Below are 13455 nucleotides of genomic sequence, written 5' to 3'. Positions count from 1 at the left end.
GCTTGCTCAGCCGGTGCTCGGGCTGGATCGTGACTGCTGGGACGTGGTCGGCGGGGCAGCTGTGGTGGTCGAGGGCGGGCGAGCCGCTGTCGTCGGCGGTGAGGTGGTCCCGGGCGAGCCGGGCTGGGTCGTCGACGTCGTCGCAGCCGAACCGTTGCCCGGAGAAACCGTGGTCGATGTCGTGGACGAGGCCGGGCCAGTTACGCTCGGCGGCGTCGCCAGACCGGGTAGCGGGGCTCCCGCGATCTCACCTGCGCCGGTTGCCGATGTGCTTGTCGCCAACGGGACTCCGGGCGCCGGCGGCAGCTTCGGCATCGGCTGTATGCCCAACTCGTGAAGCGCGTCGCGGGCGATGGTGGCGAAGGTGGGAGCAGAGGCGGCCGCTCCGTAGTCAGGGGTGTCGTCTATGACGACCATGCCGGTGATCTGCGGGTCTTCGGCGGGTACGAAACCGGCGAAGCTCGCCACATAGTGACCTGCCTCGTAACCTCCGGTCGGGGAGGGCACGAGCCCCGTTCCGGTCTTTCCTGCAACGGTGTAGGGGTCGAGGTTGGCGGCCGTGCCGGTCCCCACCCTGACCACCTCGTCGAGCATGGTCCGCATCTCGTTGGCAACGGTGGTCGACACGACCCGGTGTGTCGGCTGCGGCGCCATGCGGTGCTCCTTGCCTTCGGCGTCGATCGTCGCGTCCACCAGACGAGGCGCGACGTACACGCCGCCGTTGGCGACGGTGTTGTACGCGGCGATCATCTGGGTGGCCGTGACCGCGATTCCCTGCCCGATGGGAACGTCGGCGATCGAAGTGCCGGACCAGTAGGTGGGCAGGAGTCCCGACGACTCTCCCGGGAAGTGAATGTCCGTCGAAGAGCCCAGGCCGTAACTGTGGACGTAGTGCAGAAGATTGGACTTGCCGAGTTTCTGCGCGATCTGGATCGTCCCGATGTTCGAGGAGTTGGCGAGGATGTCGGTGACGGTCCAATGCTCGGTCGGGTGGTTCTCCGCGTCGTGGAAGGTGGTGCCGGCGACGGCGTAGGTGTTGGGGATCGCGAAGACGTCGGAAGGAACGATCACCCCCGTCTGCAGAGCCGCGGAGATGGTGATCAGCTTGTTGACCGAACCCGGTTCGTAGACCCGGGTGAATGCGCTGGCCGAGGGAGACTCGACGGGCTGTGGTTGAGGTCCGCTCGAAGCGGATGCTCCCGCGTCGGGCGGCGCCGGGATGCTGACCGGCACTGCGGGCGGTTGCTTACTTCCGGGGGAGGGCATGGTCAGCTGCGCGTCGGCCAGGATCTCGCCGGTCTTGGTGTCCATGAGAAGGGCGATCCCGCCCTTCGCCCGCGCGGCGACGACGGCCTGGGCCAGGGCCTGCTCCGCTTCGTACTGGAGCGGCTCGTCGATGCTGAGGACGAGGTCCTGGCCGGCCATGGGCGCCTGGTATTGCTCGAGGCCTCCCGCGATCTGGCGACCCTGCGGGTCGATCTGCTCCACGGACTTGCCGGGCTTGCCGGTAAGGAGGCTGTTGTACTCGTACTCGAGCCCGCCGAGGCCGGCACCGTCGGTACCGACCTTGCCGAGCAGCGGCGCCGCAAGCTGTCCGGCGGGATAGAAGCGCTTCGGCTCCTTCAGGCTGTAGATGCCGGCCAGATCCAGCTTGGAAACGGCCGCCGCCGTGGCGTCGGGAACGGTGTGCGCCAGGTAGACGAAGCTGCTGTCACGGGTGAGGTCGTCGTCGAGGGTGGATTCGCTGATCCCGAGGATGGGAGCAAGGGCTGCCGCTTCCGCGCGTGGATCGTTGACCTGATGAGGGTCGGCGTAGATGGTCGTCTGCGGGACGGACATGGCAAGCTCGTTGCCGTTGCGGTCGAGGATCGCACCACGCTCGGCGGGCAGGGTCACCGTGGTCTTCCACTCCGACGCGCCGACCGCCGCGTACCTGGCGGAGTCGACACCCTGTATGACCACCAACTTGGCGCCGATTGCAACAAACGCGACAGTGATACCCACGAGGATCACGAACGCCCGGAAGCGACCGACAGCATCGAGACCTGGGCGAGGCCTACCATGCGCGCGACCGCGCCGCTTCGCCTTTCCGTCCCCGGGGTTGCCTCTCCGCGCAGTGGACGCGTGACGTCGCGCGCTGCCGCCGGCCTGCACCGCGCGGCCCCCGGCTGGGGGCCGCGCGGTCATGGGCTGCCTGCCAGCTGGGACTTGATCTGGGGCCAGTCGGCGTCGCCGGCCGGCGCCGATCCCGTCCCCGCCGCATTCGCCGCGCTCGCCGTGCTCGCCGGTGTGGCGGTCTCGTGGGCGGGCGTCAGGTAGGTGACCGATGCCGGCTGCACCATTCCGAGCTGGCCTTCGGCCGTGGCGATGACGTTCTGCGGCGACCCGAGCTGCGCGACCTCCAGTCGCAAGCTCTGGTAACGGGCCTGCTCTTGCTGGACCTGTGCTGCCGTGCGGTCGATGGCGAACTGCCGCTGGGCCAGCACGACATGCAGGTAGACGAGGCCGAATACGACGACGACCGCGAGGCCGACTCCCGCCTCGAGCAGCCGTCGCGTGCGCCGGCGACGCTCGGCCACGGTGAGCTGGCGCGGCTGGACGACGCGCAGGTGGCGAATACCCTCACCGACCCTGCGAGGATCGAACGGCCACTGCCGGGCCGGCTGCGAACCGGCGAGTCGCGCCGCGGCCGCGGCGCGTGCGGCAGACGGACGAGACGACGTCCGGATGGCACCGGGCGCGGGTGCTAGCCGCGCCCGGCGTGCAGCGGATACCGGCTCGTTCATTCCCGGCCTCCAGCGGCGAGGGGCGATTGAAGGCGTTCGACGGCGCGCAGTCGCGCGCTCTGCGAACGCGGGTTGGCGGCTATCTCCTCGGCCGAGGGCTTGCGGGCGCCCCGCGTGAGAAGCCGCACGGTCGGCTGCGCCCCGCATACGCACGGCAGGCCCGGTGGGCAGACACATCCGCCGGTGGACGCGAGGCGGAAGTGCTCCTTCACGATCCTGTCCTCACCCGAGTGGTATGCGAGCACCACACAACGACCTCCCGGCGCGAGCCTCGACAACGCAGCGTCCAGAGCCAGAGGCAGCACCTCTAGCTCCTCGTTGACCGTGATCCTGATGGCCTGGAACACCCGCCGCGCCGGGTGGCCTCCGGTTCGGCGGGCCGCCGCCGGGATGGCATCACGGATCGTCTCCGCGAGCTGCGAGGTCGTTGCGAGCGGACGGGCAGCGACGATCGCCTTGGCGATGCGGCGGGCGAAACGGGGTTCGCCGTTCTCGCGGAACAGTGTGACGAGAGAGGCTTCGGGCCAGCCGTTGACCACGTCTGCGGCGCTCATGGGCCGATCGCGGTCCATGCGCATGTCGAGAGGCGCATCAGCCCTGTAGGTGAACCCACGCTCCGGGCGATCGAGTTGGGGGGAGCTCACTCCGAGATCGAACAGCGCCCCGGAGATCTCCCCCACTCCTAGCCGGTCGAGGACAGCGTCGAGCCGGTCGAAGCGCGCCCGGACGACCCGAGCGCGCTTCTCGTAGGGCTCGAGCACGGCGCTGGCAGCTGAGACAGCTTGCGGGTCCTGGTCGAGGCCGATCACCCGCAGGTGCGGCGCCGCCTCGAGAAGCGCTCTGGCATGGCCGGCGCCTCCGACCGTCGCGTCGAGAACCTCACCAGGCGGGCACGGCGCGAGCAGGTCGACGACCTCTCTCACCATCACCGGCGAGTGAACGAATGTGCTCACAGCCGGTTCACGCCGGACCATCCGCAGCCCCTCGACCAGCCTGCCGTCGGGATTTCTCCCCGATCGTGCGAAGTGGAAGCGGGCGGAGAAGGGGACTTCCACCCTGCCGGTCGAAGGGCTGCGCATGCTCCAGCCCAAGGAATTCGTGTGGGAAAAAGACCTCGCGTCGTGTGCTCTCAGGCTCCTTCTTCTGGAATCGTGCGGGTGCTCGGTTCCGCCAACTCTTCGTCCCCTGGGCTGCCTCGGACCTCCCACTCCGAGGGATCCCACAGCTCGACATGGGTGATCGCGCCGTGCACGAGCACCGCGCTTTCCAACCGGGCGTACTCCCTGAGGTACGCAGGGATCTGAAGCCTGCCCTGCCTGTCCAGCTCCACCTCCGCCGAACCCGACGCCCAGGCCCGCACCATTTGCCGGTCGTGGGGGGTACGGTCCAGCAGCTCCTCCATCTCGTCGAGCTTCCTCTCGAACGCTTCCGGGGTCCACACGGCGAGGCAGCGCTCGTTGTGCTTCGAGACGAAGGCGAGAGTGTCGAAGCTGGCCCGAAAGCGCGCCGGAAGGATGATCCTCCCCTTCACGTCGAGGGAGTGCTCGTACCTCCCCACGAAGCGCATAGCCACAGGCCACTTCTCCGATCACTGCTACCTCTGCTGGTTGGTCATCTGCCGCTTTGGCCGTGCATGGCCTTAGGGCCCTCCCCTTCGCGCCACCTATCGCCACTTTATGGTTCTAACCCCCCACTGTCAACCATTTCTACGGCCGCGCTGAGCTATTTCCGCGTTTTCGCGGCTCCTTCCCTGGCTTCAGGCGGGTAGCGAGGCGACCAGCGCTTCGAAGAGACGGGCGCCGGCAGCCTCGCCGACACCCGCAACCGCGACGGCCAGGTCCGTGCGCGCCCGCTCACGGTCCCGAGGGGGGAGCGAGAGGATCCCGAGAAGCTCGTCGGGCGCCCACTTCACGACGGCTGCGGTCTGGAACAACGCTGCTGCGCGCGTCCGCCGCTGGGAGACCCCTACGACCTTGGCCCCGCCGACGAGGACCTCGCCCGGTCCCGTCCCGGCGAAGCAGATGCGGTCCGACCACTCGCTTCTACGCATGCCGGCTTTCCACACCACCGCGCCGTCGACACCCACTCGGCTGAGGGCGCGCACCCACGCGTCCCCGACCCACCAGGCGGCCCTGCCGACGTCCGGGTCCCACAACGGGTCTTCGGCCGGTATGACGAAGTCGACCCAGAGGACCGAGGCGGCGCTCACGTAGACGGCTCCGCCACCGCTGCGCCGGCGGACGACGTCGACCCCCCCAGCGCGGGCAGCGGCAGCATCGACGTGCGACTCCGGCTGAGCGCTGCCGAGGACGAGCGCCGGGACGACAGCCTCCATCAGGCGCACGCTTCGATGCGGACCGGGCGCCGACGCGAGTTCGGCGGAGCTCCGGTGAAGCTCCGCGGCGAGACCCCGTTCGCGTCCGACCTCCCAGGGCACCGGCTGCTCAGGCGGAAAGGCTCGCCGCCGGCCGGGTCACCAGGTAAGGCTCCCAATCGGAGCGGATAGCGCCGGAAGCCACGAGTATCCAGGTGCGCTGGCGGGGAGCGGTGGGGACGCGGTGCAGGCGCATCCCGCTTTCCTCCGGAGACCGGTCCCTCTTGCGGGAGTTGCACGGGCGGCAGGAGGCAACGACGTTGTCCCACGAGTGACTGCCGCCACGACTCTTGGGGATCACGTGGTCGATGTTCTCGGCCGATGCCCCGCAGTACTGGCACCTGTGGTCGTCCCGAGCGAAGACGGCGCGGCGGTTCAGGGAGATCCGAGCCTGGTAGGGGACCTTCACGTAGTGCCACAACCGGACCACGGACGGCTCGGAGAACGCCACCTGCGCTGCCCGGAACAGGCGATCGGTGGTGTGCAGCAGCTCCGCCTTCTCGTCGAGGATCAGAATCAATGCCCGCCTGCTGGACACGACGCACAAGGGTTCGTAGGAGGCGTTGAGCACAAGTGACTGTGTCATCGCCTCGCCCAGTCCTATATAGCTGAAGGTATCCGGTAGGGAGCGGTCAGCAAGCTGCGCACGGCGAGACGTTACCTCGCTCCGCGCCCCATCGACCGGCACCATTCCAGGTAGGCGATCAAATCGTCTGGTTCGAGGTTTCCGCCGCGCCCGTACATGGTCTCGGTCCGGAATCTCGCGTATCCCGCCGGCGGCAGTGGCAGCGGCGGCCACCTCCTCCACCATCTCGGGGGGATCAACCGCGCGGCGGCCTTCCACAGCGTCGGTCGACGCAGTACCGCAAGCAACGCGCTAGCCGTAATCACCCTTCTCCCTCCAGGCTTCGCCACGCCACCGCTGCTGCACCGATGAGCGGCCCCTCGGTTCCGAGTTTGCTCGGGACGATCAGGCACCCGCGTGAAAACGCGATGCGGGCCCGCGCGTCGATCTCTCGTTGAGCGGCTTCGAAGAACGGCTCACCAAAACCGAGGGCCACCGACCCCGACACGATCGCAAGCCGAAGATCGAGAAGATTGGCGACGCACGCCACGCCTCGGCCCACAAGGCGCCCGGTTCGGTCCACCACTTCCGTCGGGGCTTGGCTGGGAGGCCGGCCCGTGACCGCGGCGATGGCGGTGCCGGACGCCTCTGCTTCGAGGCAACCTCGCCCTCCGCACTCGCAGCGCCTGCCGTCCGGCTCGACGACTACGTGCCCTATGTGCCCGGCATTTCCTGTCGCCCCGTCGAGCAGGCGCCCGTCGAGCACGATTCCCCCGCCGATCCCTGTCGAGACGACCATCGCGATGAAGTCCCGTTCGCCGGCGGCCCCACCGATCCATCCTTCCGCGAGCGCGAGAGCCTTCGCGTCGTTGTCCACCCAGGTGGGAAGGCCGGTCAGCTCGGCCACCCGCCGGCGGAGTGGGAAGTCGCGCCAACCGGGGATGTTCAACGGCGAGACCTGCTCCCCGCCAGGCGACATCGGGCCCCCGCTGCCGACACCGCAGGCAACAGGCGCGAAGGCGCCCGGTACCGACTCCAGCAGTGACGCGAGCGTGTCCCACACCCCACCCGCGTCCCCGCCAGGCGGGGTCGGCGACCGGGCATTCCAGAGCACTTTGCCCGACCCGGACACCACCCCAACCGCCATCTTCGTCCCGCCGATATCGAGCGCGACGACGTTCCCCTCACGCACCGATAGCGAGCCCGACATAGATATCCAGGCAGGGTACGCTACCGGCGAGTTCCCTTCTCGGAGGCGCCAATGGCGAGACAACCGGCGGTTACAGCTGAGACCGTCGGCGCCTTCGCGGACACCTTCGAAGCGATCCTCTCGAACATCGCGAAGGTGATTCAGGGCAAGGAGGAGCCGACCCGGCTCGCGTTGGTGTGCCTGTTCTCCGAAGGCCATCTCCTGCTCGAGGACGTCCCCGGCGTCGGGAAGACGACCCTGGCGAAGGCGATCGCGCGTTCCTTCGATCTGGAGGGCCGGCGCATCCAGTTCACCCCTGACCTGCTGCCCTCCGACGTCACTGGAGCGAGCATCTACGACCGCGACGCGAAGTCTTTCTCCTTCCGTCCGGGCGCTGTCTTCGCGAACGTGCTCCTTGCCGACGAGATCAACCGCGCCTCCCCGAAGACGCAGGCCGCCCTCCTCGAAGCGATGCAGGAGCGGCAGGTCACCATCGACAACGTCAGCCATCCGCTGCCCCACCCGTTTCTCGTCATCGCCACGCAGAACCCCGTCGAATACGAAGGCACCTACCCCCTCCCGGAGAGCCAGCTCGACCGGTTCCTGCTCCGGGTCAAGATGGGTTATCCCGACCGCGGCGCCGAGATGGCCATGCTCGACGTGCACGCGCACGACGAAGGATCACTCGGCGACCTGCCCGTCGTCGCACCCTCCGGCACCATCCCCGACATGATCGCGATGGCCGAGCGAACGCACGTCGCCGGCGCGCTCAAGGGCTACATGGTGGACCTCGCCACCGCGACGCGCACCCACCCCGCACTCGCGCTCGGCATGTCACCCAGAGCCGTGCTCGCCCTCCAGCGCGCCTCGCGAACCCTCGCCGCGTCCGTCGGACGCGAGTACGTGATCCCCGACGACATCAAGGCCATCTTCGGGTGCGCCGTCGAGCACAGGATGGTGCTCTCGGCCGAAGCGGTCGTCTCGGGCGTCGAGATGGCCGAGGTCGTCGCCGACGTGTTGCGCATGGTCCCAGTCCCGTCCGGCCGGCCAGGAACCTGATGCGAATCGGCAGCGCTTTGACCCGCAAGGGTTGGGCTCTGCTCGGCATGGCCGCCGCAGCCGCGACCGCCGGCTACCTGGTCGGCCTCGTCGAGCTCTACCCCTTCAGCGCCGCAGCGCTCATCCTCGTGCTGTCCGCCAGGGCGTGGGTGGGCACCAAGTCCTGGGACGTGCGCGCTTCGCGTTCCATCAGGCCGTCACGCGTTCCCGCCGGAGGTGAGGCACGCGTATTCATCTCCGTCCGCAACTACGACTCGCGCCGCTCTCCCCTCATCACAGTGCGCGATTCCTTCTCCGACGGGCGCATCGCCGCCACGTTCGCTGTAGCGCCCCTCGAGAGCGGCGAACCGAGATCCGCGCAATACCGTCTGCCCGCGCGCCGGCGGGGCATGCTCGAATTCCGTCCGTTGGAGATCGAACTGTGCGATCCCTTCGGTCTTGCCAAGGTGGTGCGTGTAGCGGCACCGGCCGCGTCGTTGACGGTCCACCCGCGTGTCGATCTGCTTCCCCGCAGCTCGATCCCCTCCGACAGCGAGAGGGATCAGCGTGCTGCGGCGCCACTGCTCGGGCGCGGCGGCGACGAGTTCTACGCGCTGCGCGAGTACCAGATAGGCGATGATCTCCGGCAGGTGCACTGGATATCCACGGCCCGCACCGACGAGCTGATGATCCGCCAACCGCAGAACCTCTGGCTCGGCAGGACCACCGTCGTCGTCGACGCTCGTCAGTCGGTGCACGACCGTCAGAGTTTCGAGGAGACCCTCTCGGCTGCTGCCAGCCTCGCGGTGTCGGGGTTGAGGGGCGGGATGCAGGTGCGGGTGGTCGTTGCGGGCGGGCAGGAAGCGCGCGGCGGGAGGGGACCCGGCTACGAAGGGACCGTTCTCGACACGCTCGCCATCGCGTCCCCGACGTCGGGGGGGTCATTGGCCGCCGAGATTCGCGCCGCCTGGACCCGCGGCCCCGTCGTGGTGGTGACCACCGACGCAGCCCCCGCAGCCGACCTCAGCGCCGCGGCCCGCTCCGCCGGGGGTTCGGAGTCATTGATCGTCGTGATCGAACGTCGCGGCGGCGGACTGACGAACGCGGGTGACGTGTTCACCTCGGTCCAGTCGGCGTCAGGCAGGCACAGCAGGGTGGTGCGCGTGCCGGCAGGAGGATCGTTGGTCGATGCGTTGACCGGGCGTGAAGCCAAGACAGTGGTGAGCGGGTCTTGCTGACGGTCAAACCCCCCGCCGCGACCGATCGTGGCGACCCCCGTTCCGGGGGCACGCCACGCGGGGCGGCTGCAGCACCGTGGAGGCCGGGTCGACTCGACCGAGGGGCCCCCGACGGTGAGCCGGCAGCCGGGGCGGACGGTGCTGCGACCGCAGCCCTCGCGGCCCTGACGGTCGCGTCAGTGTTCGGTCTGAACCGGGTGTTCACCAACGGCCACTGGGCGGGGCCGGTCCTCGCCACCTCGCTCTGCGTGCACCTCGTCGCGTGGGCCGCACGTAGGTTCCGGTGGCCGGCGGTTGCCAGCACGGTCGCCTGCGTCGTGGCCGGCGCGCTCGTCGTGTCGTGGACCGTGCTGGGCGCATACACCACTTACGGCGTACCGACGGGCCGGACCATCTCGGCGGCGGGAACAGCGCTCGATCACGCGCAACGCGCGGTGTCGAGCGTCGTGGTGCCGGTCCAGCCGACGACGGGTTTCGTTCTGGCGTCCGCTCTCATCGCCGGCGTGGCCGCGGTGCTGGCCGACGGGCTCGCGTTCCGCCGGCGGTCGGCGATGCTCGGTGCCGCACCGGGCTTCGCCATGTTCGTGGCATTCTGCGCCCTCGGCTCCGGCGCGGGGAGGCAGTGGTTCATCTCGATTGAGGGTGTCGCGCTCCTCTTGTTCGCGCTGGTCCACCGGGCATCGGTCGGGCTGGGACGCAACTGGCTGGGAGGCGTCCGTTCGGGTGCCGTCGCGTGGGCGCTCCCCGCGGGCGCGACCGTCGGCGCCGCCGCGATCCTCACCGTGGTGCTCGTGGCTCCTTCGGTCCACGGTGCGGACGGCGTCGGAGTCCTCGGATGGCGCGCCGGAGGTATCGGCGGCGGCCCGCGCGAGGTCGCCAACCCGATCGTCGACCTTCACACCCGCCTGGTGAACTTCTCCGATGTGGGTGTCTTCACGGTTCAAAGCCCCGTCGGGTCGTACTGGAGGCTCACGTCCCTCGATACATTCACCGGGCAGACGTGGGTGTCGACCAACTCCTACAAGGGTTTCTCCGGCCGTCTACCTGGAGTAGCCGCCGAGCCGCCGGGCACGCGGACCGTCACCGAGAGGTTCCACATACAGAACCTCGAGTCGGTGTGGCTCCCCGCGGCCTTCACCCCTCTCTCGGTGAACGGAGTCCGCGGAGTCGACTACGACCCTGCGTCGTCGAGTTTGATCACGTCCCACAAGACCTCAGACGGTCTCGACTACTCGGTCACCTCCTACCAGTTCCTTTCCACACTCGACCCGGCCCGGCTGCGCGCGGCGCCGTCCTTGAAGCTCGATCCCAACATCGAGCGATACCTGCAACTGCCGGCGTCGGTGCCGGCATCGGTGCTCTCCCTGGCACGAGAGCTCACGGCGGGCAAACAGACCGAATACGAAAAGGCGATCGCGTTGCAGGACTTCTTCCTCGGTCCGTCTTTTACGTACAGCCTCGACCCACCGACCGACGGGTTCGGGATCGACGCGCTGACCACGTTCCTCTTCGGCACTAGGACCGGATACTGCCAGCAGTTCGCCGGTGCGTTCGCCGTACTCGCGCGTGCCGCCGGCCTGCCCACACGGCTCGCCGTCGGCTTCACCCCTGGCAACGACGTCAACGGGGTCTTCCAGGTACTCGATGCTGACGCGCACACATGGCCGGAGATCTACTTCGGACCGAAGTACGGCTGGCTGCCCTTCGAGCCGACCAAGAGCTTCAGCAATCCAAACGCTGCAACTTATGCAACGGGTTCATCCGGACAAGCTGGTGCCACGCCGGGCCCGAATGACCTTTCGCCACTGGCACCTAAGGGATCGCCGACGACCCAATCGCAGCCCGTCCCGACGACCGTGCCCTCAGCCAACTCGGCGAAGAGCGGCGGGGACATTGTCGTGACGCCCTCGTCGGGGGCGAGCGGTTTGACGGTTGCCGTCGTGATCTTGCTGCTCATCGGCGGATGGGTCGCCCTCAACGTCGGTGTGCGCCGCGCGCGCTGGGGACTGAGGCGGAGGCGCCGCAGGGGCGACCCCGCCTCCGTCGTGCTGTCGTACTGGCGCGACACCGCCGAAGTGCTCGCCTGGTGGGGGATCAACCGCCATCCGGGTGACACGGACGCGGAGTTCGCGGGGCGCGCCGCGAGGTCGTTGCAGTCCGTGTTCGGCGAGCCCTCGCCGTGGGTGGCAAGCGGTGTGCGACGGCTCGCCGGGATGGCCACCGAGGCTGTGTTCGCCCCTTCGCTGCCCGACGGCGCCCCGTCGGAGGCCGCGCTGGTCGCGGCCGAGCTGCGCCAGCGCCTCTACCGCAAGGCGTCGGCGAGGCGGTTGTTGCTGTGGTGGTTCACCCCGACGCCAGGTAGGGCGTAAGGAGCGTCAGTCCTCGCGGCCCAGGCGCCGGCGGAGGCGGCGGGTCGCGTCCTCGATGGCGTCGGGCAACGACCTCGAACCGATCGACTGGCGCAGCTCCTGGATCCCTCGGCGGCCGATCTTGCGTAGGTTCTGGATGAGCATCACCGCGCTCGCGAGCATCACCACGAAGCCGAACACGCCGACGATCCAGTTGGACGCGAAGGCGGCCAGCAGGATGATCAGGCCTACGACGAAGCCGGCCGCCGCCCACCGGGAGTTGCGCGCAAGATACGCGTCAAGCGTGGTGGATTCGATCCGCCGGGCCGATTCGGGGTCGTGGGCGTAGAACCGCTGCTCGATCTCGTGCAGAATGCGCTCTTCGTGCTCGTTCAGCGGCACCTTGACCCTCCGTGGGCAATTTTCGCGCCGTCCGCAAACTACAGCAACGGCGAGGGGTTCCGGCGTCGGGCCGCTGCGTGTGTCCGGTCGGCGATGTTCGCCGGGTGCGCTGTGGTCGGGCGGTGCGGCACGAGCTGCGGGCGCGGCGGAGCCGGAGGTCGTGGGGCGGCGCGGTTGCTGGGTTCAGCCGCTGCCGGGTCCCCACTGCGTGTCACCTTGGCGCTTCACCCGGATCCCCCCCGGACCGACGAGGGTGGCCGGCCCTACCGCTGCCGCTCCGAATCGCTCGCGGACCGCGTCGACCGCTTCGGTCGCCCCGCGCCACGACGGTCTGCCGGGGTCATCGGCTCCGTCGAGGTCGAGTGAGAGCTGGCCGCCGGCGGGATTGGCGCTGCCGTCTCCGGCGAGACTGGATACGCCGACACCGAGGAGGCGGATGCCGTCACCGAGGTCGAGCGATTCGAGAAGTTCCCCGGCAAGCGTGGCTACAGCCTGACCGTCGAAGAGGGGTTCGCGGCTGGTGCGGGAGCGGGTGATCGTGCGGAAGTCGCCGTAGCGCACCTTGATGCTCACCGTCCTGCCGGACAGGCCAGCCTTGCGCATGCGTGCAGCCACGGCGTCGGCCATCCGGACGATCTCGGAGTGCAGCCCGTCGCGATCGTCGCGGTCCACCGCGTAGGTCTCCTCGTGGCTGATCGACTTGACGTCCCGGTCCGGCACAACCCGGCGGTCGTCGATCCCGTGCGCCAGAAGGTACAGATGCTGGCCGTGGGCCCTCCCCACCGATGAGGTGACGGTGTCGGCTGGAAGGGCCGCCAGGTCGCCGACCTTCGTCACTCCGAGACGCCTCAAGCGCGCTGCCGTCGCAGGGCCGACGCCCCAAAGGGCCTCAATCGGGAGGGGGTGCAAGAACGCCAGCTCCTCGCCGGGTTCGATGACAAAGACCCCCTTGCCCGGGACGACTCCCTTGAGGCTTGCGGCTGGCTTCGCGGCTTCGGACGCAAGCTTGGCGAGGAACTTCACGGGTGCCACCCCTACCGAGCAGCCGAGGCCCAGCTCTTCCCTGATGCGATCCCTGATCGAGTGGGCGATGGTGTCCGCCGGCCCGAACAGCCGGATCGCCCCGGTGACATCAAGGAACGCTTCGTCGAGCGAGATGCCTTCGACGAGAGGGGTGTAGGACTCGAAGATGTGGTGTATCTGCCGGCTGACCTCGGAGTAGCGGTCGTATCGGCCCGACACGAATACGGCCTGCGGGCACAGGCGGCGGGCCCTCGAGGAGGGCATCGCGGAGTGGATGCCATAGGCACGCGCCTCGTAGCTGCAGGACGCGACCACTCCCCTCGCGCCGGCGCCGCCGACGATGAGGGGGCGGCCGGCGAGGGTCGGATCGTCCAGGGCCTCGACCGACGCGTAGAACGCATCCATGTCGACGTGGAGGATGCTCGCTTCGCGCGCCGGCGGCCCCGCGGTCGTGCCCACTCAGGGAAGTCTCCCAGAGCGGTGGGACGGTGG

The 13455-nt window shown here is 68.9% G+C and carries 12 protein-coding genes; 3 read left to right on the top strand and 9 right to left on the bottom strand.

Annotated elements, in window-relative coordinates; genetic code table 11:
• Nucleotides 1-6: 6 nt before the first annotated feature.
• From VNF71_14085 to VNF71_14055, 7 genes are all read right to left on the bottom strand, one after another.
• Nucleotides 7-2013: a penicillin-binding protein 2 gene (locus VNF71_14085; GenBank protein ID HVA75684.1), complete on the bottom strand. Its 2007-nt coding sequence runs from the start codon at nucleotides 2011-2013 to the stop codon at nucleotides 7-9.
• 170 nt (nucleotides 2014-2183) lie between these two features.
• The gene (locus VNF71_14080; protein ID HVA75683.1) at nucleotides 2184-2786 is read right to left on the bottom strand and encodes a hypothetical protein; all 603 of its coding nucleotides are present in this window, start codon (nucleotides 2784-2786) and stop codon (nucleotides 2184-2186) included.
• Nucleotides 2783-3865 carry a 16S rRNA (cytosine(1402)-N(4))-methyltransferase RsmH gene (rsmH, locus tag VNF71_14075; protein ID HVA75682.1) on the bottom strand — a complete coding sequence of 361 codons (1083 nt, stop codon included), beginning with the start codon at nucleotides 3863-3865 and terminating at the stop codon, nucleotides 2783-2785. Before rsmH ends, VNF71_14080 begins: the two co-directional genes overlap by 4 nt.
• Nucleotides 3866-3915: 50 nt before the next feature.
• Nucleotides 3916-4353, bottom strand: coding sequence for a hypothetical protein (locus VNF71_14070; protein ID HVA75681.1), 438 nt, complete (start codon nucleotides 4351-4353; stop codon nucleotides 3916-3918).
• A gap of 189 nt (nucleotides 4354-4542) precedes the next feature.
• On the bottom strand, nucleotides 4543-5121 hold the full coding sequence (locus VNF71_14065; protein HVA75680.1) for a hypothetical protein: 579 nt from the start codon (nucleotides 5119-5121) through the stop codon (nucleotides 4543-4545).
• A gap of 109 nt (nucleotides 5122-5230) precedes the next feature.
• Complete coding sequence (locus VNF71_14060; GenBank protein HVA75679.1) at nucleotides 5231-5746, bottom strand: HNH endonuclease; 516 nt, start codon at nucleotides 5744-5746, stop codon at nucleotides 5231-5233.
• Between the two features lie 301 nt (nucleotides 5747-6047).
• Nucleotides 6048-6935 (bottom strand): ROK family protein, encoded by an 888-nt coding sequence (locus tag VNF71_14055; GenBank protein ID HVA75678.1) that lies wholly within the window; start codon nucleotides 6933-6935, stop codon nucleotides 6048-6050.
• A gap of 51 nt (nucleotides 6936-6986) precedes the next feature.
• On the opposite strand from VNF71_14055, the gene VNF71_14050 reads away from it, so the two are divergent.
• The 3 genes from VNF71_14050 to VNF71_14040 are packed head-to-tail and all read left to right on the top strand — an operon-like array spanning nucleotide 6987 to nucleotide 11559.
• Nucleotides 6987-7973: a MoxR family ATPase gene (locus VNF71_14050; GenBank protein HVA75677.1), complete on the top strand. Its 987-nt coding sequence runs from the start codon at nucleotides 6987-6989 to the stop codon at nucleotides 7971-7973.
• Nucleotides 7973-9190, top strand: a complete 1218-nt coding sequence (locus VNF71_14045) for a DUF58 domain-containing protein (protein ID HVA75676.1) — start codon at nucleotides 7973-7975, stop codon at nucleotides 9188-9190. Before VNF71_14050 ends, VNF71_14045 begins: the two co-directional genes overlap by 1 nt.
• The gene (locus tag VNF71_14040; protein ID HVA75675.1) at nucleotides 9184-11559 is read left to right on the top strand and encodes a DUF3488 and transglutaminase-like domain-containing protein; all 2376 of its coding nucleotides are present in this window, start codon (nucleotides 9184-9186) and stop codon (nucleotides 11557-11559) included. The genes VNF71_14045 and VNF71_14040 overlap by 7 nt, the downstream gene beginning before the upstream one ends.
• Nucleotides 11560-11565: 6 nt before the next feature.
• On the opposite strand, the gene VNF71_14035 is transcribed toward VNF71_14040, so the two are convergent.
• A complete protein-coding gene (locus VNF71_14035; GenBank protein HVA75674.1) occupies nucleotides 11566-11940 on the bottom strand; it encodes a DUF3040 domain-containing protein in 375 nt (124 codons plus the stop codon).
• 183 nt (nucleotides 11941-12123) lie between these two features.
• Nucleotides 12124-13422 carry a DNA polymerase IV gene (locus VNF71_14030; GenBank protein ID HVA75673.1) on the bottom strand — a complete coding sequence of 433 codons (1299 nt, stop codon included), beginning with the start codon at nucleotides 13420-13422 and terminating at the stop codon, nucleotides 12124-12126.
• Between the last annotated feature and the right edge of the window lie 33 nt (nucleotides 13423-13455).

The sequence above is a fragment of the Acidimicrobiales bacterium genome, from assembly GCA_035533095.1.
Classification (GTDB): Bacteria; Actinomycetota; Acidimicrobiia; order Acidimicrobiales; family Palsa-688; genus DATLUM01.
The sequence above is the reverse complement of the archived record's forward strand: the minus strand, read 5'-3'. Positions and strand labels throughout refer to the sequence as shown.